This window comes from Vreelandella sulfidaeris Esulfide1, assembly GCF_054072535.1.
In genome coordinates this window covers 2,495,326-2,519,822 of the sequence record NZ_CM133364.1, presented here as the reverse complement: position 1 = coordinate 2,519,822, position 24,497 = coordinate 2,495,326, and the positions used below count along the sequence as shown (strand labels likewise).

23 protein-coding genes are annotated in these 24,497 nt (G+C 54.5%); 15 read left to right on the top strand and 8 right to left on the bottom strand.

Annotation, left to right across the window (positions count from 1 at the left end; translation table 11 throughout):
• Positions 1-30 precede the first annotated feature (30 nt).
• The 6 genes from ACW44H_RS11805 to ACW44H_RS11780 all read left to right on the top strand — a co-directional run bounded on the left by ACW44H_RS11805 (position 31) and on the right by ACW44H_RS11780 (position 4,658).
• A complete protein-coding gene (locus tag ACW44H_RS11805) occupies positions 31-963 on the top strand; it encodes an NAD(+) kinase (RefSeq protein ID WP_457504651.1) in 933 nt (310 codons plus the stop codon).
• Between the two features lie 2 nt (positions 964-965).
• Entirely contained in the window at positions 966-1,952 is a 987-nt protein-coding gene (locus ACW44H_RS11800) for a metallophosphoesterase (RefSeq protein ID WP_113270831.1), read from the top strand.
• Positions 1,953-2,178: 226 nt separating this feature from the next.
• Positions 2,179-3,030 carry a rhomboid family intramembrane serine protease gene (locus ACW44H_RS11795; protein WP_113270830.1) on the top strand — a complete coding sequence of 284 codons (852 nt, stop codon included), beginning with the start codon at positions 2,179-2,181 and terminating at the stop codon, positions 3,028-3,030.
• A gap of 10 nt (positions 3,031-3,040) precedes the next feature.
• Positions 3,041-3,325 (top strand): YeaC family protein, encoded by a 285-nt coding sequence (locus ACW44H_RS11790; RefSeq protein ID WP_113270829.1) that lies wholly within the window; start codon positions 3,041-3,043, stop codon positions 3,323-3,325.
• Complete coding sequence (locus ACW44H_RS11785) at positions 3,309-4,154, top strand: DUF2797 domain-containing protein (RefSeq protein WP_457504649.1); 846 nt, start codon at positions 3,309-3,311, stop codon at positions 4,152-4,154. Before ACW44H_RS11790 ends, ACW44H_RS11785 begins: the two co-directional genes overlap by 17 nt.
• Before the next feature lie 78 nt (positions 4,155-4,232).
• Positions 4,233-4,658, top strand: coding sequence for a CopD family protein (locus tag ACW44H_RS11780; protein WP_113270827.1), 426 nt, complete (start codon positions 4,233-4,235; stop codon positions 4,656-4,658).
• Between the two features lie 41 nt (positions 4,659-4,699).
• Here the strand turns inward: ACW44H_RS11780 and ACW44H_RS11775 are convergent, their stop codons facing one another.
• Positions 4,700-5,161 carry a DUF2231 domain-containing protein gene (locus ACW44H_RS11775; RefSeq protein WP_457504647.1) on the bottom strand — a complete coding sequence of 154 codons (462 nt, stop codon included), beginning with the start codon at positions 5,159-5,161 and terminating at the stop codon, positions 4,700-4,702.
• A 44-nt stretch (positions 5,162-5,205) separates the two neighbouring features.
• Here ACW44H_RS11775 and coxB point away from each other — a divergent pair, with 44 nt between their 5' ends.
• Genes coxB through ACW44H_RS11755 form a run of 4 tightly spaced genes read left to right on the top strand, consistent with a single transcriptional unit; the run spans position 5,206 to position 11,373 of the window.
• Positions 5,206-6,258 (top strand): cytochrome c oxidase subunit II, encoded by a 1,053-nt coding sequence (gene coxB / locus ACW44H_RS11770; protein WP_457504646.1) that lies wholly within the window; start codon positions 5,206-5,208, stop codon positions 6,256-6,258.
• The gene (gene ctaD / locus ACW44H_RS11765; RefSeq protein ID WP_457504645.1) at positions 6,255-8,795 is read left to right on the top strand and encodes a cytochrome c oxidase subunit I; all 2,541 of its coding nucleotides are present in this window, start codon (positions 6,255-6,257) and stop codon (positions 8,793-8,795) included. Before coxB ends, ctaD begins: the two co-directional genes overlap by 4 nt.
• 17 nt (positions 8,796-8,812) lie before the next feature.
• The gene (locus tag ACW44H_RS11760; RefSeq protein WP_241524653.1) at positions 8,813-9,157 is read left to right on the top strand and encodes a hypothetical protein; all 345 of its coding nucleotides are present in this window, start codon (positions 8,813-8,815) and stop codon (positions 9,155-9,157) included.
• 47 nt (positions 9,158-9,204) lie between these two features.
• A complete protein-coding gene (locus ACW44H_RS11755) occupies positions 9,205-11,373 on the top strand; it encodes a heavy metal translocating P-type ATPase (protein ID WP_457509019.1) in 2,169 nt (722 codons plus the stop codon).
• Here the strand turns inward: ACW44H_RS11755 and ACW44H_RS11750 are convergent, their stop codons facing one another.
• Both ACW44H_RS11750 and ACW44H_RS11745 read right to left on the bottom strand, forming a co-directional pair.
• Positions 11,374-11,673 carry a winged helix-turn-helix domain-containing protein gene (locus ACW44H_RS11750; protein ID WP_113270823.1) on the bottom strand — a complete coding sequence of 100 codons (300 nt, stop codon included), beginning with the start codon at positions 11,671-11,673 and terminating at the stop codon, positions 11,374-11,376. It lies immediately after the preceding gene.
• A 42-nt stretch (positions 11,674-11,715) separates the two neighbouring features.
• Complete coding sequence (locus ACW44H_RS11745; RefSeq protein ID WP_113270822.1) at positions 11,716-12,801, bottom strand: PA0069 family radical SAM protein; 1,086 nt, start codon at positions 12,799-12,801, stop codon at positions 11,716-11,718.
• Between the two features lie 218 nt (positions 12,802-13,019).
• Here ACW44H_RS11745 and dhiT point away from each other — a divergent pair, with 218 nt between their 5' ends.
• From dhiT to ACW44H_RS11725, 4 genes are all read left to right on the top strand, one after another.
• Positions 13,020-13,289 (top strand): type II toxin-antitoxin system toxin DhiT, encoded by a 270-nt coding sequence (gene dhiT / locus ACW44H_RS11740; RefSeq protein WP_167408833.1) that lies wholly within the window; start codon positions 13,020-13,022, stop codon positions 13,287-13,289.
• Positions 13,283-13,822, top strand: coding sequence for a type II toxin-antitoxin system antitoxin DhiA (gene dhiA / locus ACW44H_RS11735; RefSeq protein WP_113270820.1), 540 nt, complete (start codon positions 13,283-13,285; stop codon positions 13,820-13,822). Before dhiT ends, dhiA begins: the two co-directional genes overlap by 7 nt.
• Positions 13,819-14,289 (top strand): GNAT family N-acetyltransferase, encoded by a 471-nt coding sequence (locus ACW44H_RS11730; protein ID WP_113270819.1) that lies wholly within the window; start codon positions 13,819-13,821, stop codon positions 14,287-14,289. The genes dhiA and ACW44H_RS11730 overlap by 4 nt, the downstream gene beginning before the upstream one ends.
• A 248-nt stretch (positions 14,290-14,537) precedes the next feature.
• Positions 14,538-15,038 carry a DinB family protein gene (locus ACW44H_RS11725; RefSeq protein WP_113270818.1) on the top strand — a complete coding sequence of 167 codons (501 nt, stop codon included), beginning with the start codon at positions 14,538-14,540 and terminating at the stop codon, positions 15,036-15,038.
• Positions 15,039-15,290: 252 nt separating this feature from the next.
• Here the strand turns inward: ACW44H_RS11725 and pgi are convergent, their stop codons facing one another.
• The 4 genes from pgi to ptsP all read right to left on the bottom strand — a co-directional run bounded on the left by pgi (position 15,291) and on the right by ptsP (position 22,730).
• A complete protein-coding gene (pgi, locus tag ACW44H_RS11720; RefSeq protein ID WP_113270817.1) occupies positions 15,291-16,958 on the bottom strand; it encodes a glucose-6-phosphate isomerase in 1,668 nt (555 codons plus the stop codon).
• A gap of 185 nt (positions 16,959-17,143) precedes the next feature.
• Positions 17,144-18,877 carry a PTS fructose-like transporter subunit IIB gene (locus ACW44H_RS11715; RefSeq protein ID WP_113270816.1) on the bottom strand — a complete coding sequence of 578 codons (1,734 nt, stop codon included), beginning with the start codon at positions 18,875-18,877 and terminating at the stop codon, positions 17,144-17,146.
• Entirely contained in the window at positions 18,874-19,845 is a 972-nt protein-coding gene (gene pfkB, locus ACW44H_RS11710) for a 1-phosphofructokinase (protein WP_113270815.1), read from the bottom strand. Before pfkB ends, ACW44H_RS11715 begins: the two co-directional genes overlap by 4 nt.
• Entirely contained in the window at positions 19,845-22,730 is a 2,886-nt protein-coding gene (ptsP, locus tag ACW44H_RS11705) for a phosphoenolpyruvate--protein phosphotransferase (RefSeq protein ID WP_113270814.1), read from the bottom strand. The genes pfkB and ptsP overlap by 1 nt, the downstream gene beginning before the upstream one ends.
• A gap of 234 nt (positions 22,731-22,964) precedes the next feature.
• Here ptsP and cra point away from each other — a divergent pair, with 234 nt between their 5' ends.
• Complete coding sequence (cra, locus tag ACW44H_RS11700; RefSeq protein ID WP_113270813.1) at positions 22,965-23,942, top strand: catabolite repressor/activator; 978 nt, start codon at positions 22,965-22,967, stop codon at positions 23,940-23,942.
• A gap of 14 nt (positions 23,943-23,956) precedes the next feature.
• Here the strand turns inward: cra and ACW44H_RS11695 are convergent, their stop codons facing one another.
• On the bottom strand, positions 23,957-24,433 hold the full coding sequence (locus tag ACW44H_RS11695) for a methylglyoxal synthase (protein WP_113270812.1): 477 nt from the start codon (positions 24,431-24,433) through the stop codon (positions 23,957-23,959).
• Positions 24,434-24,497: the final 64 nt, after the last annotated feature.

Sequence of the window (24,497 nt, the reverse complement as noted above, 5' to 3'; positions counted from 1 at the left end):
ATGGCGGCTTATGCTAGCGAGAGTCGGCCCATGAGCAACCCTTTATCACCAGACGCTATGTCGCCCTCCGGCGGCCGGCCAAGCAGACCCTTTAAAACCATAGGGCTGATTGGTCGGCTAGGCAGTGACAAAGTACTCGACTCTCTGCAACGTCTAGTCACCTACCTTGTTACCCATGAGTACTCGGTGTTGGTAGAAGACCGCACCGCGACTGCTTTACCGCACCATGGCCAACCGGAGGCTAGCCGTCGCATGCTGGGGGAGCTGTGCGATTTGGTCATTGTGGTCGGCGGCGATGGCAGCTTATTGGGCGCAGCGCGTACGCTTTGCCGAAGCGGGACACTCATTTTGGGAGTTAACCGGGGTCGCTTGGGTTTTCTCACCGACATCTCCCCAGATGAGCTGGAAACTCGCGTGGCCGAAGTGCTCGCAGGTGAATTTGAGATCGAACAGCGCTTTTTGCTTGACGCGGTGCTTTACCGCAATGGTGTCGCGGTAGGGAATGGCGATGCTTTAAATGAAGTGGTATTGCACCCGGGCAAAGCGGTTCGCATGATTGAGTTTGAGCTGTTTATTGATGGTCAGTTTGTTTACAGCCAGCGCAGCGATGGCTTGATTGCCGCCACACCCACGGGTTCCACGGCTTATGCACTCTCGGGTGGCGGGCCCATTATGCACCCCAAACTCGATGTGGTAACGCTGGTGCCGATGTTTCCTCATACGCTTTCGAGTCGGCCAATTGTCATTGATGCCGCTAGTGAAATTCGTATTCACATTGGCGAAACCAACCAAACCTATCCGCATATTAGCTGCGATGGGCAAACGCGGGCGGTGGCGAAGCCCAACGACGTGTTGGTGATCACACGCAAACCTGAGCGTGTCCAACTGGCGCACCCCATCGGACATAATTTCTACGAAGTACTACGTAGCAAGTTAGGTTGGAGCCATCGGCTGGGGGATTAAGTATGGAAGGATATGACCTGATTGGTGATGTCCACGGCTGTGGCGCTACGCTAGCTGCCTTACTCGAAAAACTGGGTTACCACCAGCGCAGTGGCGTATATCGCCACCCTCGCCGCAAAGTGATTTTTCTCGGAGATTTAATTGATCGTGGGCCGCGTATCCGCCTGGCGGTCAATATTGCCAAGCGAATGGTGGAGCAGGGCGAGGCGTATATTGTGATGGGTAACCATGAATATAACGCTTTGGCCTACACCCACCCTGGGCCCCCAGGTAGCCACAAACGCTGGTTACGCGAACATACACCTCGACATAATCGAATTATTCAAGACACCTTGGAGCAGTATCGCGATTACACCAACGAGTGGGAAGATACGTTGGCTTGGTTTAAAACCATACCGCTCTGCCTTGAAATAGATGGTATCCGGGTGGTGCATGCGTGCTGGGATCAGGCGTTGATTGATGAATTTAAGCAGCGGCGCCCAGACCAATGCATGGATACCTCGTTTTTGGTCGAGTCCACTAAACCAGGTACACAGGCGTATAAGATTTTGGATCGGCTCACCCGTGGGCCCCACGTATCACTGCCTGAAGGGATTGCGATACATTCTGGTGATGGATTTACGCGAAAAAGCTTTCGCGCCCATTTCTGGGCCAAAGATCCACAGCAGTGGGGTGATGTAGTCTTCCAGCCCGATAATTTGCCCGGCGATCTTGAGACACATGCGCTTTCAAACGAAGAACGCCAGCAGTTGAGTTATTATGGGCCGGACCAGCCGCCGCTATTTATTGGCCATTATTGGTGCGAGGGGATACCGGCATTACCTGCCCGCAATATCGCTTGTTTAGACTATAGTGCGGTTAAATATGGGCGTTTAGTCGCTTATCGGTGGAACGGAGAAGCCACATTAAACGCTGACCACTTTGTTTGGATTAAGGTGCCGAAAGAAGAGAGGGCGCTGCCTAGGTCCTGGGAAATCGACTTTGATTAACGTTTCTTCCTTTAGGTTACGTTCCGTTACATTATTTTTGCAAATCGGCTGAACTAACCCTGCCGTCGGCTATCAGAGTAAGTGTTCCCTTGAATGATCCCTTGCTTTTATTCTCCGGCGGTCCCCACCGCCGGTTTTTTTTGCCTGTTTGTTGGTAGCTATCATTGCACTCAATTCTTACCCGCTGCGGAGAGCGTACCGTTAGCGCTTTGTTTAGAGAGATGTTATGCATCCAGTGATGCTTTTGCCCGACCATGCGGATACAAGCGAACTGCGCCAAGCGCTTTGGCGCCATCGAATTGGTCACCGCATTACCGACGAGGCCGATGGCCAGCTGTTATGGATCGCTGACCCACGCCAATACGAAGAGCTTAAAGCATTGGTAGAACAGTGGCGGCGGGGTGAGCCCCTAAAGCTTCAGCAGTCTGCTAAGCGAGCTCATAACATGACTAGCTCTTGGGCCTCACTGAAACAAGTGCCGGTGACGGCACTGATGATTGCGATTAGCTTGATGGTGTTTGCATTGATTGGGGTGTTTGGCGACCAGTTGATCGTAACCTTGACCATCGTGCCAATCGGCATTTCAAGTGGCGAACTGGTGTTCGGCAATTTGATACAAACGCTCTCGTCAGGGCAAGTGTGGCGTTTGCTGTCACCTGCGTTTCTACATTTTGGCTGGATGCATTTAATATTCAACTTGATGTGGGTGTGGTACTTCGGACGTCAGATTGAGGCGCTGCAGGGCAGCCGTACCATGCTATTGCTGCTTTTCTTGGCCGGTATCGGCGCGAATGTCGCTCAGTACCTGACCGGTACCGTGCTATTCGGCGGTATGTCCGGCGTGGTTTACGCCTTGCTGGCGCACGTTTGGTTGATGTCACGGCGAGTACCCCAAAGTGGTTTTTTTGTACCGCAAATGCTGGTGGTGTTTATGCTGGGGTGGATGGTGTTCACCATGACGGATATGGCGGGCAGTGTTGGCTTTGGTAACGTCGCTAATGAAGCCCATTTGGGAGGGCTACTCGTGGGGCTTGTCACAGGCTGGTATTATTCATCACGCCGTTTGAAAAATCGTTAAGAGGCTGGCAATGAGCGAAATGACGTTTGAAAAAATGATTAACCAGATGACCCCGGCGATCTATGAGAGCCTTAAACAAGCGGTATCGCTACGCAAATGGCCCGATGGACGCCGCTTAACGCCTGAACAGACCGAGCTCTGTTTGGAAGCCGTGATGCGCTATGAAGCTGAGAATAACGTGCCGGAAGAGAACCGCGTCGGGTACTTGGAGCAGCGTACCTGCGGAGCGGCTGCCAGCGGCGCTGGTGTGACGCCTGAAATGGCGGGCTTGGCTCGGGATGCCACGCGTGATTGAAGCGGCAGTACAAGGGTGTTTAAGCAAAATGGCGGCTGCGTTGCCTAGCCGCCAAGATGAGCAGGTGGTCTACCATTTGCGTGCTGGCGAGCACCGCATTGCACTTAATGAACGTATCGGTGAGCCACTTAGCTTGCGTTGGACAGGCGCTATTGCCTGTACTCATTGCGGACGCGCGACGAAAAAAAGCTTTGCTCAGGGACACTGTTATCCATGCTTCAAGCGGCTAGCCCAGTGCGACACCTGCATTATGAAGCCGGAAACTTGCCACTTTTTCCAGGGCACCTGCCGTGAGCCGGAGTGGGGCGAAAAGCACTGTTTTCAGCCCCATATTGTTTATTTGGCCAACTCCTCTGGTTTGAAAATAGGCATTACCCGCAAAACTCAAATGCCTACCCGTTGGCTGGACCAAGGCGCCATTCAGGCGCTGCCAATCCTTGAAGTGAATACACGTCAACAGTCCGGCTTCGTCGAAATGCTGTTTAAAGAGCAAGTAGCTGATCGCACCAACTGGCGTACCATGCTGAAAGGTGAAGTAGAAGCACTGGATTTAATTGCCGAGCGTGACCGCTTGCTGAGTTTGTTAGCGGATGGATTGCGTCAACTGCGCGAGACCCATGGAGCGGATGCCATTCGCCTACTGGATAGTCCAGCGCAACATTTTTACTATCCTGTCAGCGTCTTCCCCAAAAAAGTGGTGTCACATAACTTCGATAAACAACCGCTGGTGGAAGGCGTGCTGCTAGGCGTAAAAGGGCAATATTTATTGCTTGATAGCGGCGTTATTAACCTCCGCAAATTCACAGGTTACGAGGTCCAGGTGAGTTAAACGGCTAGCCAGAGTGCGGCGTTTTGACTAAGGTTAGGACAGGAATTATGCCGCCTTAAGCAATGCAAGGAAGCCCCGATGCCCTGGCTTAAACTGCTTCACATTGCCGCGCTAGTGATCTGGTGCGGTTCGCTGCTTTATCTGCCCGCCTTGCTGAGTCAAGCGCTGCAACTACGCAAAGATTCTGGTTTTGCTCAGGGCACACCGCCGATTCCGCGGTTTTTCTATAACTCTGTTGCTACCCCTGCCGCCTTGGTGTCAATTGCTTCGGGTACGCTGCTGTTTCTCGTTTATGGCATATTGGGCGGCTGGCTAATAATAAAGCTGGGTTCAGTGGTGGCCATGGTGGCGGCTCACGGCTGTTTTGGTTGGCTAATTCTGCGTGTGGAGAAGGGGCATTATCGTTGGATAAAAGCCGCCAACTGGGCAGCGCTATGCGTTGCGTTGGCGGGAATTTTAAGCGTTTTAATATTCGTGTTAGCAAAACCGCTGGATTGGAGCTAACCACGATGAAATTTAACCTATTTAGCCCAGACTTGTTTAGCTCAGTCGTCGATGTCGACGCCGACGGCATGTTCATAAACCAACTGACCACCCAACAGGCCAGCCACCGAGATCAAGACGGCAGTCAACAGCGATACTGCCATTCCCCAAGGCAGAATGGCGCTGGGATCGTTGAAGCGCAACAGCCAGTTCAGCGACGCCAACGAGAGCATTACGACCGCTACGATGGCATGGCTCCAGCCGGTAACCAGGCGACGGATACGCGGCACGGTTGTCAGGTCGACAATACCCGCTGTACTGGCTATCCAGCCGCCAAAAGCGCCCACGCCTGCCAGCCACAAACTGGCGCGCATCCAAAAGGGATCACCACTCAGCCAAAAACCAATGTCACTGGCCACCAGTGCCAACAATGCGGCGACGGGGAAATGAATCATCAATGGATGAAGCGGGTGGCCAGCGATAGAGGCGCGGCTGATGATCGAGAGTGGACGAGGTTTTGCCATGGTCACTTCCTGTGGGCAGAAAAAGGAATTCAAGGATGAGGCTGATGACTCACCGTTTAATCAGTATTCAACGCTTAACCAAGCAGTGGGTCAACCGGCTGCGTGTAGCGTTCGCCCTATTAGTTGGATTGCTGCTAACAGGGTGCGCAGGTGATAAATCTATTCTAGACCCGGCAGGCCAGGCAGCGCGAGATATAGCGATGGTCTGGTGGGTGATGTTGGGCTTTAGCACCGTGGTTTTAGGGATGGTTACCCTCTTTTGGCTTTATACGTTTAAGCGTAAGGAGGTGACGCGAACACCCGTGGAGGAGCGTCGAATAGCGCGTCGTTGGATTGTTGGCGGCGGAATTATACTTCCAGTAGCCAGTATCATAGCGCTGTTAACCTTCGGCGTGCCGACGGGGCAGCGTATGTTAACGCTGCCATTGGGAGAGCCGCCGGAAGTGATAGAAGTGATCGGCCACCAATGGTGGTGGGAGGTGCGCTACCCGGGCGCGGAAGGTGGCGAAGTGGTTACCGCCAATCAACTTATCATGCCAGCGGGTGAGCCCGTAGATTTTCATGTTACCGGTGCCGATGTGATCCATTCCTTCTGGGTACCGCGGTTGGGCGGCAAGATCGATATGGTGCCTGGGCATGTCAACAAAATTCGCTTAGAAGCGGATGTGCCTGCGATATTTGGTGCGCAGTGTGCAGAATTCTGTGGTACTCAGCATGCTCAAATGCACCTTTATGTAGAAGCCGTTGAACGCGATGAGTATGAAGCGTGGTTGGCAGCACGCCAAACGGATGAGCTGTCGTCGTTAGCGGTAAACGACCAACAGCATGAATTTGCCAGGGAGGCATTTATGAGTCATTGCGCGAGCTGCCATCGGGTAGCGGGGCTTTCAACCGGAGGAGAAGGGCCAGTTCTTTCTGATCTTGGTAGTCGAGCAAGTCTAGGCGCCGGTGTCATCGCTATGGAAGAAGGGGCGGTGAGTACATGGCTTAAACAGCATCAAGCGCTTAAACCTGGCAATAAAATGCCTCCTCACTACGATATTGATCCGGCTACCTTGGAGTCCCTGGGTGCATGGTTGGAGACGCTAACCCCATGACCAATATTAACTATGAAACGACTCCAGTGGGTGAGCTACCCGAAGACCCGCAGCGCCTACACGAGCGTTTAAATGAAATATGGGGCAACCCGCGTGGTCTGAAAGCGCTAACTATCGTAAACCACACCACCCTTGGCCTGCGGTTTATGGTGACCGGGATGGTGTTTTTCTTGTTTGGTGGCATGTTGGCCATGCTGATACGTTCTCAGTTGGCACTGCCCGATCAAGACTTCATGTCGCCCGATATTTATAACCAAGTCACCACCATGCATGGCACGGTGATGATGTTTCTATTTGCTATCCCGATCCTCGAAGGGTTAGCGATTTACATGATTCCCAAGATGATCGGCGCACGCGATCTAGTCTGCCCCCGTCTGACAGCGCTCGGCTATTGGTGTTACTTGTTTGGCGGCATCATTCTCACCTTCAGTTTAGTGCTGGAAATGGCGCCTGACAGTGGCTGGTTTATGTATACGCCACTGAGCAGCAGTGAGTACTCGCCTGGTTTGGGCTCGGATTTCTGGCTGCTGGGTATCACCTTTGTCGAAATCTCGGCGCTCTCTGCCGGGGTTGAACTCGTGGTTTCCATACTGCGTACGCGTACTCAAGGCATGGCACTGCACAAAATGCCGCTATTTGCGTGGTATATCCTCGCCATGGCGATGATGATTGTGGTCGGCTTTCCGCCGTTAATTTTAGGCAGCGTCTTATTAGAGCTTGAACGAGCAGTGGGAATGCCTTTTTTCGACGTCGCCGGCGGTGGTGACCCCATTCTTTGGCAGCACCTGTTTTGGTTGTTTGGCCATCCTGAGGTGTACATTATTTTCCTACCGGGGGCGGGTATTGTTTCCACATTAATCCCGGTCTTCGCAGGTCGTCCAATTGTTGGCTATGGCTGGGCTGTCTTCGCCATTCTTACTACTGGGTTTATCAGCTTTGGTTTGTGGGTTCACCACATGTTTACGGTGGGCATTCCCCAGTTATCGCTAGCGTTCTTTTCAGCGGCGAGCATGATGGTCGCCATTCCCACGGGTATTCAAGTATTTGTATGGCTGGCGACGCTGTGGTTGGGTAAGCCTAAAATGAAACTGCCGATGCTGTGGATCGTAGGTTTCTTGGTCATTTTTGTATGCGGTGGCTTAACTGGCGTTATGCTCGCCCTGGTGCCGTTTGACTGGCAGGTGCACGATACCCACTTTGTGGTGGCGCATATGCACTACGTTCTGGTGGGGGGTATGTTCTTTCCGCTGATCGCCGGGCTGTACTATTGGTTGCCCTTGTTTTCGGGGCGTATGCCGTCAGAAACCATAGGCAAATGGGGCTTCTGGCTCGTTTTTATCGGCTTTAATACCACCTTCCTCGTTATGCACTGGACCGGCCTATTGGGTATGCCGCGCCGCGTGTACACCTATGAAGCCGGAACAGGTTGGGAAATCTTTAACCTCATCTCCTCAGTCGGGGGCTTCATTACGTCTGTGGGTATTGCCATGGTACTGCTGGATATTGCGCTGCACTTCCGTTTTGGTAAACCTGCGAAACATAACCCTTGGAACTCAGACTCATTAGAATGGGCTAATAACATGCCCCCTCTTCCCTATAATTTTGTCAGCTTACCAACCGTCGAAACACGCCATCCGCTATGGGATAGCCCAGACTTGCCGCGTACTATGATGGAAGGCCGGCATGGGCTAGCGATAGCCACTCATGGCCGACGCGAAATGTGGGGAACTGACCCCATCACTGGCAAACTGCGTGAAATCATTCACCTACCTGGTAACTCCTGGTGGCCGCTGTTCGCCGCGTTGGCGCTGGCTGTGGTGTGTTTAAGTTTGCTAACCCGTCTTTATCCATTGGCGGGTGTCGCCGTGGTGGTGGCGGTGATCTTTCTACTGCGCTGGTCATGGGAAAATGGCGCGCACCCTAACGCTGCGCCGGATGCACGGGTAGAGCCAGGCGACCCACCATTACATTCGCGGACGATGGATGGCCCGGGCCTGTGGGCCATGGCGATTGCGCTGCTCGCGAATGGCTCGTTTTTCCTTTCCTATCTTTTTGGCTGGTTCTACCTTTGGACGGTCTCGCCTGAATGGCGAATGCCTGAGACATCACCACTCTCATTGGTGGGTCTAATCGTCGCTGGATTGGCGTTGACCGCTGGCGCAGGATTATTGGAAAAGCTTGTGCGTGGTTTGCGCCGGCAGCACGATGCAGGGCTAGCAGTGGGTATGTATAGCATTAGTGCACTTGGCTTTGTGCAGGTAGCCATCACACTGTGGGTACTGTTTAACGCCAATCTCGCTGTCACTGAGACTACTCACGATGCGGTGATTATGGTGGGGCTGGCTTATGTGCTTCTGCACGGTGGGCTAGGTGCCATACTGACCCTATTGCAGGGCCTACGAGTAGGCTACGGTTATGTCGGCGCCCACGCCCCATTCGAGCCTGTGGTGATTGCACAGTGGTGGCGTTATAGCGTGGTAACGTTTTGGATCATTGTGGGCTCGCTTGCCGTGTTGCCACGCGTAATAGGAGGCTAAGCCCAATGAGAGCCACGATGGAACGTCTACATTTTACCCATCCGATTCATTTCATTATCGGTTTAACGCTTTGGAGCGGTTGGTTCGTAACCGTTTACGGCGGACATGCCCTGGCCTGTGAAGTGGCGCTTCCCGAACCAGAGCAGGGCGTGTTCACGTTGATTAACGCCACTCTACTGGTTATTAGCTTGCTGGCAGCTGCTCTATTGGCGTGGCTTACGTGGGGATGTTGGCAAGTAACTAAACGCCACCAGGGGAGACTACGCTTTAATGCTTGGCTCTCCACTGGCCTATATTTTTTCTCTACGCTAGGCGTTGTCTTTGCAGCGATGCCGATTGTTGGCATACCGCCTTGCCTGTAAGTGGCGTGACACAAGCCAACGCCGAACAGCTCTATACTCTCCACGGTATGTGGTGCACCAGTTGCGCTCTCGCCGTGGAGGGTTCCCTCAATCGGCTTGATGGGATTCACGAGGTAAGCGTGCACTATCCTAGTGCTACGCTTTGCATCAATGGCACGCCTGCCGCAACCCAGCTCTCAGTACTCGCCTCAAAAGTTAAACGTTTGGGTTATCGGCTTAGTGAACTTGAGCCGGTGGCCGATGCCCATGCGCGCCTAGAAGAGGAGAGCCGCTATTTAACCTTGAGGTTGATGGTGGGGGCGTTGTTCGGCATGTGGGCCATGCTTGCCTCACTATTAATATACGTTGGCGCGTTGCCCAGTGAGCAGGTTGAGCTAATAGTCGCCTGGGTGTCGGGGGCTTTTTCACTTCCCGTTGTGTTGTTTGCAGGCCTCCCTTTTTACCGCGCTGGATGGCGTACCCTGATTGCCAAGCGTCCCGGTATGGATGTGCTGATCAGCCTTGGCGTGTTTGGCGCGGTAATTGTCTCTGTTGTGCTTTTATGGCGTGGCTCCTCTGAAGTCTATTTTGATACAGCGGTCATGCTGATTGTGCTATTGCTGGTGGGGCGGCTGGTGGAAACACTATGTCGCCATCGTGGGTTAAAAGCGCTGGATGCCCTGGCACTCCCAGATGACAACGTAAGCGTTTGGCAAAACGACACTTTTCAATCACTCCCGGTCGGGGAAGTAAGCGCTGGAATGCATGTAGAGTTGGCACCGGGAGAGCTGTTGACGCTGGATGGCACCCTCGAAGCACCCGGTTGGATCGATACCGCCTCCCTGACCGGCGAAAGCCTACCGCGCTATTTTAATGCAGGGCAGAAGGTATACGCGGGCTGCCGTTATCTTGGCGTAACGCCTGTCGTCATGCAGGTAAGCGCAGAGGTGGGCAAGCGTCGGCTGGATCGGCTATGTGATGAAATGCGCCGCTATCAGGCTAAAAAAGGTGAGCTTCAAAAACTTGCTGACCGGTTTGCTGCCTGGCTAAGCCCACTAGCATTGTTGCTTGCGCTGCTGGCGCTGCCCGCTGCGCTGCTATTTGGGCTGGGCTGGGAAGAGGCATTCGTGCGGGCACTTTCTGTATTGGTAGTCGCCTGCCCCTGCGCCGTCGGGCTTGCCGTGCCGCTGGCAAGTCTTGCCGGCAGCGGCCAAGCTATGCAGCAAGGTATTGCGCTACGCGACCCGGCAGCGCTTGAAACCTTGGCGCGTATTCGCTCGGTAGCACTGGATAAAACCGGTACATTAACCACCGGTAGCCATTCCGTGCTGCATTGGCAGGCCAGGGCGGGTATTGATGAGCATGCATTGCAACAAAAGCTCAGCGCTGCCGTTGCTGGAAGTGAACATCCATTAGCCCACGCGTTAGCACGCTGGTCGAGCGATCAACGTGATCAGCACCCTGAGCAAAACCCCGGGCAAAACCCTGAGCAAAATATAGGAGTAAATGAATCGCCTGGGGAAGGGCGCCGTGTACGGTTAAATAGCGGCGAGTGGCTAACGCTAGGCAGTGCTAATTGGCTAAATCGACAGCAGATTGTGTTGCCATCCCAAGCAGAAGACCCCGCGATGGCGTTTGCTTCTCAGGTGATGTTGGCTGACAAAGCGGGCTGGCTGGCTACGTTCTATCTCACCGATCAACCCGTGGCTGATGCTGCAACTAGCGTAAAGCGCCTCCTTGAGTCAGGTTATGTGGTCGCGATGATCAGCGGCGACCGGCAGGGGGCCGTTAGCTGGTTGGGTGAGCAGGTAGGGCTTACGCGAGACGCTTGCTATGCCCAACGCTCGCCTGAAGCCAAAGCGCGGCTGTTGCAGGCGCTGCCATCGCCAACTCTCTTCGTGGGCGACGGCTTGAATGATACGTTGAGCTTGGCCGCAGCTGATGTCGGTATTGCGCCACTGAGTGCCAGCGAGGCCGCCCGGGAAGGCGCTTCTGCTCAGCTAATGACGCCCGGCATAAGTGGTGTGGTGCGATTACTTGGTATTGCCAAGCGCACTCGGCGCATCATGGTGCAGAATCTGTTCTTTTCGGCGCTCTACAATACTTTAGCCTTGGGGTTGGTGGTGCTGATGGCGATACCCCCGCTAGTAGCGGTACTCGCCATGGCAGCAAGCTCGCTGACGGTGACCCTCAATGCTGCACGGCTGGCCTGGGCCGAGCCGGATGAGAATGATTAACTAAATAGCATAGCCAAGCGCCTGTTTAAGCCGTTCGGCATGGGTAGCCACCCAGCGTGGATCAATCGCTCCCCAGTCGCGTATCTGGTAGCGGCCAATATTATGGCGTTCGCCGTCATCTTTAGTGAACACGCACTCAATATCCAACTCGGCAAGGGATGCAATTGTGTCCTGGGCGGTACGCCGCGGCATGCCGGTGGCTTCGATTAATGCGGGCACGCTGGTAACACCTTTTTCGATCAAATGAGCAACATATAAACGTCGGTAAAAGCTTGATTTTGTTTTGCTAAGCACGGTCATTCGGATTCCTTTGTAGCAAATGCATTAACGTTGCGGCTTAGCTTAAAGGAATAAATCTCCCTGCGCGCGTGGTGGCCGGAAATCGCGTGTGTTCAAGCCCTGTTCAGTGCGATCCTGCATGTTCCACTGGCGGCTGGCGCGGGCAAAGCGTTGTGCAATTAAATCGGCAAATACTCCTTCACCGCGAAAGCGCTTACCAAACTTGGCATCGTACGCCTTACCGCCACGGCACTGACGCATTAGGCTCATCACTTTCGCCGCACGCTCTGGGTAGTGAGCTTCTAACCAGGCTTCAAATAGCGGTGCCACTTCATAGGGTAAGCGAAGCAGCATCCAGGCGGCGGTTCTCGCTCCTGCACGGCTGGCGGCTTCCAACAGCTTTTCAATTTCATGATCGGTCAGCCCTGGAATCACCGGTGAAATCAGTGTTCCTACCGGCACACCCGCCGTATTGAGTTCACGGATGGTCCGCAAGCGCGCCTGAGGCGACGCCGCCCGGGGCTCTAAAGTACGTTTTAAGTTAGCGTCCAGGCTGGTCAAACTGACAAATACTCGCACCAATCGATGCTCGGCCATCTCCGCCAGCAGTTCTAAATCGCGAAGCACCAAGGTGCTTTTAGTCACCAGCGTCACCGGGTGGCGACACTCCAGCAGCAATTCCAATAAACGACGGGTAGTTTGGTAGGTAGCCTCTAACGGCTGGTAGCAGTCGGTGTTGCCAGAAAGATTGATCGGTCGGCATACATAGTTGGGGTGGCAGAGTTCTTCGGATAGTCGCTCCACTAAACCGCTACGAGCAATTAATTTGGTTTCAAAATCCAGCCCGGGCGATAAATCCCAGTAAGCGTGGGAAGGGCGAGCAAAGCAATAAACGCAGCCATGCTCACAGCCGCGATAAGGATTTAGCGAGCGGTCAAAGGGTAAATCCGGCGATTTATTCCACGACAGTGCGCTTTTGCTCACTTCCTCGCGCACCTCGGTGGCAATGGTCGTAGATGCCTCTTCCCGCCACCAGCCATCATCTTCTGCCACGCTATTGGTAGGCGCAAAACGATTGTGCGGGTCGTACGTTGCCCCGCGTCCTTTACGAACGGCTGAAACACTTGTTGCTTGATCGGGAGTCGGCATTTGCCACCTCTGACTTGTATAAACGTACATGGCTATATATACAGTATATGGCGTTTAGTTAAAGGCGCAAGGCAGGCCTGCTCAAGTAAGACGGTATAAATACTGGCGTTACCGATTTGCTGGCGCTGATTCCAGATGAGGTGGAAGGATGATGATTATTTTGTCTCTTCTAAGATACGGTGCTATTCTGTTTTTAGGGTGTCATTCAAGAGGTGTTCATGCCAGAGATTGATGCTCTGCTAGGGCTTTCATTTTGTATGTATTTTTTTGATAACAAGCAGCACAAGCTACCTCATTTACACGTTAAGTACGGCAATTTCGAGTTGATCGTCGCTATCGAATCCGGTGAATGCCTAGAAGGCTATTTACCCAATAAACAACGTAAGCGGGCTGAAAATCATATTGCTGAGCATCGTAAGCAGCTCATGGATATGTGGCAAAAAGCAGCAAATGGTGAAAACCCAGGTAAGTTAGGTGACGTATGCTAAAGATCATTGATGTCGATTTTATTGAGCCATATAAACTAGCGCTAATTTTTAGCGATGGTTTCCAGGGGATTGCTGATTTGTCAGCATATTTTAGCAAAGCTCCTTTTTCTGGGATCAAAAACTTCCAAAAGTTCTCACTGACTGCAGATGGGGCACTCAACTGGAGCGGTAATGAGCTTTCTGCGAGCACCCTACGCGCAGTGACAAAAGGCGTGCAAAAAACAGCAGCTTTTAGCTTCAACGTGCAGGAAATGGAGGACGTTATTAAGCAAGCTTCTTGGGACTCTATGCAGGAAGGACGCCCCGACATTCTGCAGGCTGCCATTCGCTCTTATGTGGAGCAGTTTGGGCATAGCCAAGTCATTGCCAAAGCAGGTATCAAAAGCCGTACCAGTGCCTATCGTTCCCTAAAGCCACAAACGACACCCAATTTCGCCACCTTGGTTCAGTTGGGGCATGCGGTTATTGAGCTAGCGAAAGAAAGTGCAAATGAGCGTTCTGAAACCCCCTGTAAAGCCGTGATAATTCGATGATCAAGCTAGAAAAACTGAATGCTTCGGATGCCACTGAGGTGGGCAATATCACAGTATACGATGATCAACAGAAGTTTGTGGGAACCGCTAAAGAGTTTCTCGTTGATAAAAATGAGACCACCCATCTACATGTGATTAAACACAATGATCAGGTGGTAGGATGCTTCAAAATCGATATAGCCTACGCTGATGACTATGGCTTTTGCACTGAAGGCAGCATAGGCTTGCGCACGTTTCTCATTGACGCCAGGCAGCAGGGCAGAGGATTCGGAACTTCGGCGGTAAAAGCGCTGTTTCCCTACCTAAAAGAAAACTATGCGAACTACTCCCAAATCTACCTAACGGTGAACTGTAAGAACCCAGCGGCATACACCTGTTACCAAAAGGCGGGCTTTCATGAGACAGGTGAGCACTACCTGGGTGGGGCTGCAGGGCCTCAACATATTATGTATTGGGGCATCCAATGATCTAACGCAGGAAAGGAAGAGTCGCTGAAACGAGGGCAAATTTCGCTCGGGTATGTAATGATTGTAGGTTCTGACCATGAGCCGCCCGCGCCTGACGAGCTTAAAGCTAAATGGCAAGAAGTTCAGTAACAGGTAGAGAGCGAAGAGGATAGCTACGACCAGAGAATCAAAACAGCTGGCGGCAGAGTTAGCACGACATTGGGTTCTTCTACGATCTCTTTAGGCTCTCAATATCAAAAGGAAGCGCTATGTCCCTCTCTACCTTGCAATCGCTCTTCGCTTACAAAGCATGGGCCAATTCTGAGCTGTTTAAGCTCCTGTCAACATTGCCACCAAATCGGGCCGAGCAGTTGCACAGCTGTGTCCGTACGCTCAACCATATTTATGTCGTGGATCGAATTTTTCGTTCACATCTTAGCGGAGAACCGTGCTTGTTCGATGCAACAAACACGAGAGATACCCCATTACTCAACCAATTGCAGGAAGATGTGAACGTAACAGATGCTTGGTACGTAAACTACGTAGCCGAGCTTACTGATTCAGCACAGTTTGAAGCCTTGTCTTTCACGTTTACCGACGGCGATGCAGGGCGAATGAGCCGAGAAGAGATTCTTCTTCATGTCATCACTCACGGTGGCTATCACCGTGGCAACGTCGGCGAGATACTGAAATCAATTTCAGTTTCCCCGCCTCGCGACCTATATAGCAAGTTCTTGCATGTCAGCGAACCTACACGCAGAGAGGCCTAATTTTCCTACAGAGCGGGCAGCAACCCGGTTGGCCAGTCCGTTCAGCCTATGTTGATAATAAATATTATAGCCGCGGCCATATTTGGGAGTTTGACGGAGGCGTTAGCGTTCCGGCCTCTTCATCACCTCACGTGGTGCCTCTTCCACACTTTGCTGAGGCGAACGTATATCAGATGCTAAAAACGCCTTGGTTTTCTTAAACCAAGGCGTTCGTTCTTCTACCTATTTCTACCCCTTTACCAATCTATCCGTTCAACACTTCTTCCGTGATGGCTTCTTCTCGGCACTGGTCGGTACGCTTTCCTTTTCGCCGCTGCCGCCATTAGGGAAGTGAGCACGAACCAATTCCAGCAGGCCTTGGGTGGAGGCGTCGAAATCGGCGGCGTTGGTATCGATGCGTTCGCTGATTTCACCGGCGATGCGCTTGCCGAGCTGTACGCCCCACTGGTCAAATGAGTTGATGTTCCAGATGACGCCTTGAACAAACACCTTGTGCTCGTAGAGCGCGATCAGCGCACCCAGGTTTTTTGGCGTTAGCTCGTCAAGCAAAAGGGTGCTAGAAGGGCGGTTGCCTGGGCAGCTGTAGGGGTCGTGCTGGCTGAGCTCTTTGCTGTCTCCTTGGCTGCCTTCCATAAAGGCATTGGCCTGGGCGAGCATGTTAGTTAGTAGAGCGAAGTGGTGGTCTTCGACGCCGGGCTCGGGCTTGAGCGAGGCAATAAAATCAATCGGCACGTAGCGGGTGCCCTGGTGCAGCAGTTGGAAGAAGGCGTGCTGGCCGTTGGAGCCGGTTTGCCCCCACACAATTGGGCCGGTTTTATAGTTTACCGGGTGGCCGAAAATATCCACCGACTTACCGTTAGACTCCATATCCAGCTGCTGCAAGAACGAAGGCAGTTGGTTCAGCGCTTGATCGTAGGGCACGATGGCCTGGGTTTCGGCACCAATAAAATTGATGTACCAAATACCAATCAGCGCCATCAGCACCGGCATATTTTGCGAGAAGGGCGCGTTGATGAAATGGTTATCCATTTCATGAGCGCCTTCCAGCAGCTCGATAAAGCCTTCAAAACCGATCGAAAGCGCAATCGGCAGCCCGATGGACGACCACATGGAGTAGCGGCCGCCCACCCAGGCCCAGAATTCAAATACGTTCTCTTCGCGAATACCGAATTCCATCGCCGCTTTGCGGTTGGTAGAGGCGGCAATAAAGTGCGCACCCACGTCGGCATCGTCGCCAGCGTTCTCCAGGAACCAGCGCCGCGCGGTTTTGGCGTTGAGCAGCGTCTCTTGGGTAGAGAAGGTTTTGGTAGAGACGATAAACAGCGTAGTGGCTGGATCAAGGCGCGAGAGCACCTTCTGAATATGTGTGCCGTCCACGTTGGAGACGAAGTGGAAATGTAGCTCTGGGTGGCGGTATTTGAGCAGCGCACGCACCGCCATATTGGGGCCAAGATCCGAGCCGCCAATGCCGATATTGACCACGTCTTTAATGCGTTTGCCGCTGTAGCCTTTCCACTCGCCGCTGCGCACCGCTTCCGAGAATAGCTTTATCTGCTCGCGGGTGCGGGTGATCTCCGGCATGACGTCTTCGCCGTCTACATAGACCGGTTCTTCGCCCAAGTGGCGCAGGGCGGTATGCAGTACCGGGCGGTTTTCCGTCACGTTGATAATATCGCCGGAGAACATCTGTGCCCGGCGCTGTACCAATGCGGAGTGGTCGGCTAGCTCAATCAGCTTGGTAAGCACTTCATCGGAGACATGGTGCTTGGAGTAGTCAAGAAACAGACCGCCCACCCGTAAGCTCATTTTCTCAAAACGCTGCGGATCATTGGTGAAGTAATCACGAATGCGATCGTTAGCGGTCTTGTCGCGCAGGCGGTCAAGCGCCTGCCAGGTAACACTACGAGTGAGCTGAAACATAGGGCGATCCGTTTGTTATAAGTGAACGTGGTAATCAAATACAAAAGTGGCGTTATGTAAAAATACTACATAAAAAATGATAAAGAGTAGAGGGTATAAGTGACGTGAAAAGGTATTAAATGCGTAAAGCGACGTATTTAAAAGGGCAGGCATGTTCGCCTGCCCTCACTTTTTGGTAGCAGCGGTTAGGTGGCGAGTGCTACCTGTGCCGCATCACGTTTGATAAACGCATAGCCTAACCCCGTCACCAACGAACCAGCCACAATAGCGCCAAGGTAGAGCAGTGCCGGAGTAATGGCGTTGGGGATCAGTAGCACAAAGATACCGCCGTGAGGCGCCATCAGTTTAGCACCTACCAGCATTGAGAGAGCGCCGGTGAGGGCACCCCCTGCGATACAGGCGGGGATAACGCGTAGCGGGTCTTTCGCCGCAAAGGGAATCGCGCCTTCACTGATAAAACACAGGCCCAGTACAAAAGAGGCTTTGCCCGCTTCCCGCTCCGGTGCCGAAAACTTGTTGCGCGCGACAAAGCTGGCGATGCCCATGCCAATGGCAGGCACCATTCCCGCTGCCATAATCGCCGCCATGGGGCCGTAGGTTTCCGATGCGAGCAGGCCCACACCAAAGGTGTAAGCTGCCTTGTTGACAGGGCCACCCAGGTCAAAGCACATCATTGCGCCAAGCAGAATACCTAGCAGTATCGCGTTGGTAGAACCCATGGATTCCAGGAAACTGGTCAGGGCATTAAGCAGCGCTGCGACCGGTTCGCCAATCACGTAAATCATGGTCAGGCCGGTGACCAAACTGGCGATCAGCGGAATGATCAGAATCGGTTTGAGCGATTCAATACTGGAGGGCAGCTTGACGTAGCGAGTAACCGCCAGCGCCACATAGCCCGCGAGGAAACCAGCCAATATACCGCCGATAAAGCCGGAGCCAATATTAGACGCCAGCATGCCGCCTATCATACCCGGGGCGATACCGGGACGGTCGGCGATAGAGTAGGCGATATAGCCTGCCAGTACCGGAATCATTAGCGCAAAGGCGGTGCCACCACCGATCTGCATCAGCGCTGCGGCTAGCGTGCCTTCCTGCTCAAAGGCTTCAATGCCAAACACAAAGGAGAGCGCAATCAGCAGGCCGCCCGCCACGACCATCGGCAGCATAAAGGAAACGCCGGTGAGCAGGTGCTTATAAACGCCTTTTTCTTTGACACTCTTATTCGCTGTGCCTGCATTACTGCTGCCGTTCTCAATGACGGCCTCGCTGAGCGCCGCTTCAAGCGTGGGACGCGGCTTTTTTAGCGCGTTGCCGGTCGAGGTGCGGTAGATCCGCTTGTCGGCAAACCGCGACGGATCAACATCGATATCGCAGGCCAGTACGACCACATCGGCGTCGGCGATCTCTTCTTCGGTCAATTTATCTTGCGCGCCCACCGAGCCTTGGGTTTCCACCCGTATGGCGTGGCCCATGGCTTTGCCTGCCTCTGCGAGTGCTTCGGCGGCCATAAAGGTATGCGCCACACCGGTAGGACAAGCGGTGACCGCAACTATTTTTTTACCGTTCGCCGCGCTAGTGGAGGCTGGCGCACTGGCGGCTTTGGGGGCGCTGTAAATGGGCGCCTCGCGCTTGGCCTGGGCCAGAAAGTCGCTGGGGTCGGGTAGGGCGCTGGCAATCGGCGCTTGGAATAGGCGTTTGCCTTCGAAGCGTTCCGGGGCAGGCACGTGATCGGCGGCAACTACGATCAAATCGGCGTTAGCAATCTGCTCGGCAGTAGCGGCCTGGAGCGGGGCCACTTCACCGTGCATTTCCACGTGTGCCACCCAGCCTTGGCGCTGGGCAGCTTGCTCCAGGCGCTTGGCGGCGAGGAAGGTGGTTGCCATGCCGCTGGGGCAGGCGGTAATCAGAATAATATTCATAGCGTGGCTCCCTCGGTGATGGTGTCATCAAGACGCCGTATCCGGGTGTGTTGTTGGAGTGAATCGAAATCGGCAGCGAGGGGGGTGCCCACGCCAACGTGGCGGACGGCCTCGGCCGAGAGCGCGGTGGCAAAGCGCAGCGTTTGTTCCGGGGCGTGCTGATTCAGTAAGCCGTGGAGCATGCCCGCGACAAAGGTATCGCCAGCGCAAACGGTATTCTTCGCGGTAACCTTGGGTGGGGTGGCTTGCCAGGCACCGTGCGCGTTAACCCACAATACCCCTTCGGCACCCGCTGAAATCAGCGCATTGGCGATGCCGCTTTCATGCAAGCGCTTAGCAGCAGTTAAGCGCGCATCGGAAGACATCATGTCTGCACCCGCCCACGCTGCCAGTTCGTTTTCATTGGGTTTAACGCCAGCGGGTTGAGTCGCTATCGCCGCATTGAGTGCCGCGCCGCTGGTATCCACCCAAAGCGGCACGCCGCTAGCGTTTAAATAGCTTAACAGCTCGCTGAAATCGTCCAGCGATAGCCCAGGGGGCAGGCTACCTGCGACGACCACCGCCTGAGGTGGCGTCGCGCTGGCAAGCTCGGTATTCAGCGTATCGATCAGCGCCTGCAAATGCGTGGCGTCAATGGGCATGCCGGGGCCGTTAATATCGGTAACGCGACCGCTCTGTTCAGCAATTTTGGCATTAATGCGGGTTTCCCCCGGCACGCGTACAAAGGCGTCGGTTAAGGAGTACTTGGCAAATGCCAGCTCGAAGGGAGCGCCGTTATCGGCACCTAAAAAACCGCTGACGGTGACGGCGTGACCAAGGCCTGCCAGTACGCGGGCGACGTTAACGCCTTTCCCCGCTGCTTCTAACTGCGCGCTGGTGGGGCGGTTCACGCTTCCTGGCACGAGCACATCAAGATTAAAGGCGAGATCCAGCGCCGGGTTTAGGGTAATGCATAGCACACGGGCCATTAGTGAGCCTCCAAGACATCGCGCACGGCATCGCTGGTCGCTTGGGAAAGCGCTAGCTGCGCGCTGGCCTGGGCGTCGGCGAAATCAAACTCGCGCAGGCGGGCCTTGACCAAGGGAATTTGCCGGGCGCTGACCGAAAGCTCGTCGACACCCAGCCCCACCAGCACGGGAATAGCCATGGCGTCGGACGCTAGCTCGCCGCACACACCGACCCACTTACCTTGGCTATGCGCTGCGGCCACGGTCATTTGGATTAAACGCAGCACTGCGGGGTGTAACCCATCAGCTTGAGCGGAAAGCTCCGGGTGACCGCGATCAATTGCTAATGTGTACTGGGTCAAGTCGTTGGTGCCGATTGAGAAAAAATCGACTTCGGCGGCAAGGCTGGGTGCTAGCAGCGCGCTAGAGGGTATTTCAATCATCACCCCCAACTGCACATCAGTGGCGCGTTGAGACGTAGGGAGCTCTTGCAGTAGGCGGTCATAAATGTCTTTGACCGCACGGAACTCGGCAATATCTTTGACCATCGGCAGCATAATTCGCAAAGGCTGATTCGTGCCAGCCATTAACAGGGCGCGTAGCTGAGTTTCTAGTACGTCGGGTTGCGTCAGCGCTAAACGAATGCCGCGCAGGCCGAGGAAAGGATTGTCTTCCTGGGGCACTGGCCAGTAGGGCAGGGGCTTATCACCACCGACATCTAATGTGCGCGCGACCAGCGGGCGTCCATTGAGTGCGTCAATTGCCTGCCGGTACTCACTAATCTGGGTGGCTAAATCCGGCGCGCTGGCGTGGGCCATAAATAGGAATTCGGTACGCAGCAGGCCAACGCCCTCGGCGCCGCGCTCTACCGCATCGGCGGCGTGGGCAGTATTGCCCAGGTTGGCGGCGACTTCGACACGGTGGCCATCGCGTGTCTGCGCTACTTCAAAGCGGCTTTCCCAGGCATCGGCTTCGCGTTGCTGATGATCGAGGAGTTGCTGCTCGGCGCGCTGTAGCCTCTGTTCTGAAGGCTGTGATGTTACCCGGCCACGCTCGCCGTCCAGAATCATCATGCTGGCGTTATTAAGCGCCATTACCGATTTACCCGCGCCCACCACGGCGGGAATACCCAATGCGCGGGCCAGAATAGCGCTGTGTGCTGTGGCGCCACCGCGAACGGTCAGCAGGCCGCGGACACGTGATGTATCCAGTCGAGCTACATCGGAAGGACCGATATCGTCCATGACCAGAATGTAAGGGTGATCCGGCGGTTCGGGCAGCGTGACATCGCAGAGTACCCCAAGCACCCGGCGGCCTACATCGCGTAAGTCGGCGGCACGTTCGGCCAGTAGACGGTCGGCAAGCATTTCCTGAGCATGGGCAGCGGTTTCAATTGCCTCCCACCAGCCCGCTTCCGCCGTACGTCCTTCACGGATAGCATCCGTAGCAGCGTGGTGAAGCTCTGGGTCGGCGAGCATCTCTTCGTGCATCGAGAGAATATCGGCCACTTCGCCGCCTGGTGCATTGCGCACCAGCGCCTGTAGCTGGGCCCCGCCCTCCTTGATGGCATGATTCAAGCGAATCAGCTGCTGCTCGGTGTCATCGGCATGCTGCGGATAATTAAACTGCATTGGGCGAATGACGAACACCGGTGCGATCGCTAACCCAGGCGATGCCGCGATGCCAGCATGCGGCGTATCCGCACTCAGCGGAATTACCTCGGCCTCAGGCGCAATGCCTGTTAGGTCAGCGTTCGCTGGGGCCGTGTCGCGTCCACCTTCAAAGGGAGTCACTTTTTCGCCCAGGCCCGCCTCAATTATTTCCGCCACATTCTCCAGCGCTTGCTGCGCACCGTCGCCTTCGGCAGAAAGTACCAGCCACTGGCCACGTCGTGCGCCAAGACCAATCACTTTGGTCAAACTGGCCGCCGATACCGGTGTGGCACTGCCTTCTTCTAAGCGCACATTAATTGACATGGCCTGAGCGCGTGCAATTTGTACTAACTGTTTAGCGGGGCGGGCGTGCAAGCCATGGGGGTTGAGCACGCGTACACGACGGGTTTGGGTATTTGCGGTTTCGCCCGCCAGAGTGGCCAGTAGCTGCGCGCTGGTTTTGCCCACCAAATTGTCGCTTTCTCCACTTTCTAGCACCGCCATCAATTGCTCTAGCAACGGACGGTGGGCATCGCCGTGGGCGGCTAAACAGAAGAGAGCATGTACCGGGTGGCCAGCGCTTTCTAGAGTGTGCTCTGCCGGTGTGGCAACGCCTAGCGCGGGCTGGTTAACGCCCTGAGCACTGCTGGCCAGCCACAGCCCTTTGCCTAACCAGGTCGGCTGTGCTGCGGCGACGGCGGTAATAAAACTGTTATCGACACAGCCGCTTTGGCGTAAGCGGGCAGCGGCAGCCAGGGCCAGCTCTTGCGGGTCACGAGCAGGAAAGTTGACGCACAGGGTGTCGGTATCCAGGCGCGGTGCTAATGCTGGTTTGGAAAGCAGTCGCGCTACCTCAGCAGCGGAACTGGCGCTGGCCAACTGCTCGGAAACGCCTTCGCGATCCAGTACGTGAGTGAGCTGGCGCAGAATATCCAGGTGTTCATCGTTTTGAGCCGCAATGGTCACCAACACATGTACCTGCTGGCCATCGTGCCACTTCACGCCTTGAGGAAACTGCAGCACGCGCACGCCAGTACGTTTTACATGTTGGCGGCTTTCTGGCGTGCCGTGCGGAATCGCAATGGCATTGCCTAAAAACGTTGATGACTGGGCTTCACGCGCGTGCAGACCATCGCGGTACTCGGCCTCAACGAATCCGGCGTCTACCAGCGCTTCAGCGGCTAAGTCTAGCGCTGTTTGCCAGCTATCAGCATGGCGGTCCAGCAAAATGTCATCGGTGCCGAGAGTCAACATAGTATTCTCCTGTATACGCATTCTGCTGACAGCTCTGTAAATTCGTAGCAAGACAGAGGCGTGTACATAAACTGATCATTGAGAGCCATAAGGAAGCTGGGTGAATCGGTTCACCTTATTTTAATGCTATGCTGAATCGATTCACTGAATGACACAAGGTTTGTGTTTTTAGACTTTGGTCTGATATGCGCTGACTTGCTGATAAACTGCTCGGTTACACCAAGGGGGACCTGAATGACACTTGCCGATATTGCCCGGCTAGCCGGCGTCTCGCGTACGACCGCTAGCTACGTGATCAATGGCCAAGCCGAGCAGCGGCGCATTAGCGCGGCAACGATTGAAAAAGTAATGACGGTGGTTCGCCAGCATCGCTATCACATTGATCCGCAGGCGGCAGCGCTACGCCGTGGGGCGAGCCGCTTGCTGGGCCTTATTGTGCCGGATTTGGAGAACATCAGTTATGCCCGGCTGGCTAAACGCCTGGAACGTGGCGCGCGGGAGCAGGGCTATCAGTTGCTGATTGTCAGTTCTGATGACTGTGCAGAAAGCGAACGTACCCTCGCCTTGGCGCTGCGAGCCCAGCGCTGTGAAGTGCTGATCACTGCCAGCTGTTTGCCCAGCAACGATACTTTTTATGCGGACTTGGTCGCCGAGGGTTGGTGTGTGGTGGGCATGGACCGCGGCTTGGACCCAACGCTTTTTTCCAGCGTAGTGAGTAATGACTGCGAAGCGGCAGAGGTGTTGACTCGCTCAGTGATTGATAAGGCAACCAAACGCATTGCGTGGCTGGAAGCGATGCCGGATTTGTCGATTAGCAGTGAGCGTCGGGCGGGTTTTCAGGCGGCACTTAAAGGCACTGATATTGAGCCGCTTATTTTAAGCGGCACGCGCTACGAGCGTAGCGAAGGGGCAAGCTTAGCGGCTCAGTTGCTGGATAAACAAGGTGGTGCTGATGCGCTGGTCACCGCTTCTTACACACTGCTGGAAGGGGTTTTTGACGAATTCTTGGAGCGTGGCGGTTTGCCGGACACGATGCGCCTGGCAACTTTTGGCGATCACCGACTACTGGATTTTCTTCCCCAGCCGGTCAACTCAGCGCTGCAGGATTACGACCGAATCGCCGAGTTAACGTTGAAGTGTGCATTAGCTGCCATGAACGGGCGCTACGAGCTCGGTCTGCAGGTGGTCGCGCGCCATCTGCATAAACGATAGGTATGGCGTGTAGGCTAGGTCGTTCTAGCCTGGGCCCAGGCGTTGGCATCTGGGATCGACATATCGTAGCTTTCACTTAGGTAAGGCGATGAAAGCAGGAAGTCGGCGGTGGCTGCATTACAGGCGACGGGGACATTCCATAGCGCAGCTAAACGTAGCAGTGCTTTGACATCCGGGTCATGGGGCTGAGGCGAGAAGGGGTCCCAAAAGAAAATCAGTACATCTAGTCGCTGTTCAGCTATTCGCGCGCCAATCTGCTGATCGCCACCCAGCGGTCCGCTCATCAACCCTTCCACGCTAAGCCCTAACGCTGTTTTTAGCCGTCCGGCGGTCGTGCCGGTACCAATCAACTCGTGCTGGCTGAGCGCGTTTTGCCAGCGAGTCGCCCACTCGAGCATTTCAGATTTTTTGCCATCATGGGCAATCAGCGCAATGCGTTTGCGCGCTTGCAAGGTGCGAATGGTTTGGCGGGGCGGTTGCGCGTCAGTCATAGCGTCAGTCTCCTTATTGGCCCTACGGCCTTATCAATTTTTCTTATAAAGCTCACAATGTTAT

Excerpts from the sequence above, each read along its gene's own strand:
- ACW44H_RS11805 (WP_457504651.1), top strand. The coding sequence starts at position 31 with ATGAGCAACCCTTTATCACCAGACGCTATGTCGCCCTCCGGCGGCCGG.
- ACW44H_RS11760 (WP_241524653.1), top strand. The coding sequence starts at position 8,813 with ATGGAACGTCTACATTTTACCCATCCGATTCATTTCATTATCGGTTTA.
- ptsP (WP_113270814.1), bottom strand. The coding sequence starts at position 22,730 with ATGTTGACTCTCGGCACCGATGACATTTTGCTGGACCGCCATGCTGAT.
- ACW44H_RS11695 (WP_113270812.1), bottom strand. The coding sequence starts at position 24,433 with ATGACTGACGCGCAACCGCCCCGCCAAACCATTCGCACCTTGCAAGCG.
- pgi (WP_113270817.1), bottom strand. The coding sequence starts at position 16,958 with ATGTTTCAGCTCACTCGTAGTGTTACCTGGCAGGCGCTTGACCGCCTG.
- pfkB (WP_113270815.1), bottom strand. The coding sequence starts at position 19,845 with ATGGCCCGTGTGCTATGCATTACCCTAAACCCGGCGCTGGATCTCGCC.
- coxB (WP_457504646.1), top strand. The coding sequence starts at position 5,206 with ATGACTCACCGTTTAATCAGTATTCAACGCTTAACCAAGCAGTGGGTC.
- ACW44H_RS11755 (WP_457509019.1), top strand. The coding sequence starts at position 9,205 with ATGTGGTGCACCAGTTGCGCTCTCGCCGTGGAGGGTTCCCTCAATCGG.
- ACW44H_RS11725 (WP_113270818.1), top strand. The coding sequence starts at position 14,538 with ATGTCCCTCTCTACCTTGCAATCGCTCTTCGCTTACAAAGCATGGGCC.
- ACW44H_RS11775 (WP_457504647.1), bottom strand. The coding sequence starts at position 5,161 with ATGGCAAAACCTCGTCCACTCTCGATCATCAGCCGCGCCTCTATCGCT.
- ACW44H_RS11800 (WP_113270831.1), top strand. The coding sequence starts at position 966 with ATGGAAGGATATGACCTGATTGGTGATGTCCACGGCTGTGGCGCTACG.
- ACW44H_RS11780 (WP_113270827.1), top strand. The coding sequence starts at position 4,233 with ATGCCCTGGCTTAAACTGCTTCACATTGCCGCGCTAGTGATCTGGTGC.
- ACW44H_RS11745 (WP_113270822.1), bottom strand. The coding sequence starts at position 12,801 with ATGCCGACTCCCGATCAAGCAACAAGTGTTTCAGCCGTTCGTAAAGGA.
- ACW44H_RS11795 (WP_113270830.1), top strand. The coding sequence starts at position 2,179 with ATGCATCCAGTGATGCTTTTGCCCGACCATGCGGATACAAGCGAACTG.
- ctaD (WP_457504645.1), top strand. The coding sequence starts at position 6,255 with ATGACCAATATTAACTATGAAACGACTCCAGTGGGTGAGCTACCCGAA.
- dhiT (WP_167408833.1), top strand. The coding sequence starts at position 13,020 with ATGCCAGAGATTGATGCTCTGCTAGGGCTTTCATTTTGTATGTATTTT.
- ACW44H_RS11730 (WP_113270819.1), top strand. The coding sequence starts at position 13,819 with ATGATCAAGCTAGAAAAACTGAATGCTTCGGATGCCACTGAGGTGGGC.
- ACW44H_RS11750 (WP_113270823.1), bottom strand. The coding sequence starts at position 11,673 with ATGACCGTGCTTAGCAAAACAAAATCAAGCTTTTACCGACGTTTATAT.
- ACW44H_RS11785 (WP_457504649.1), top strand. The coding sequence starts at position 3,309 with ATGCCACGCGTGATTGAAGCGGCAGTACAAGGGTGTTTAAGCAAAATG.
- dhiA (WP_113270820.1), top strand. The coding sequence starts at position 13,283 with ATGCTAAAGATCATTGATGTCGATTTTATTGAGCCATATAAACTAGCG.
- ACW44H_RS11790 (WP_113270829.1), top strand. The coding sequence starts at position 3,041 with ATGAGCGAAATGACGTTTGAAAAAATGATTAACCAGATGACCCCGGCG.
- ACW44H_RS11715 (WP_113270816.1), bottom strand. The coding sequence starts at position 18,877 with ATGAATATTATTCTGATTACCGCCTGCCCCAGCGGCATGGCAACCACC.
- cra (WP_113270813.1), top strand. The coding sequence starts at position 22,965 with ATGACACTTGCCGATATTGCCCGGCTAGCCGGCGTCTCGCGTACGACC.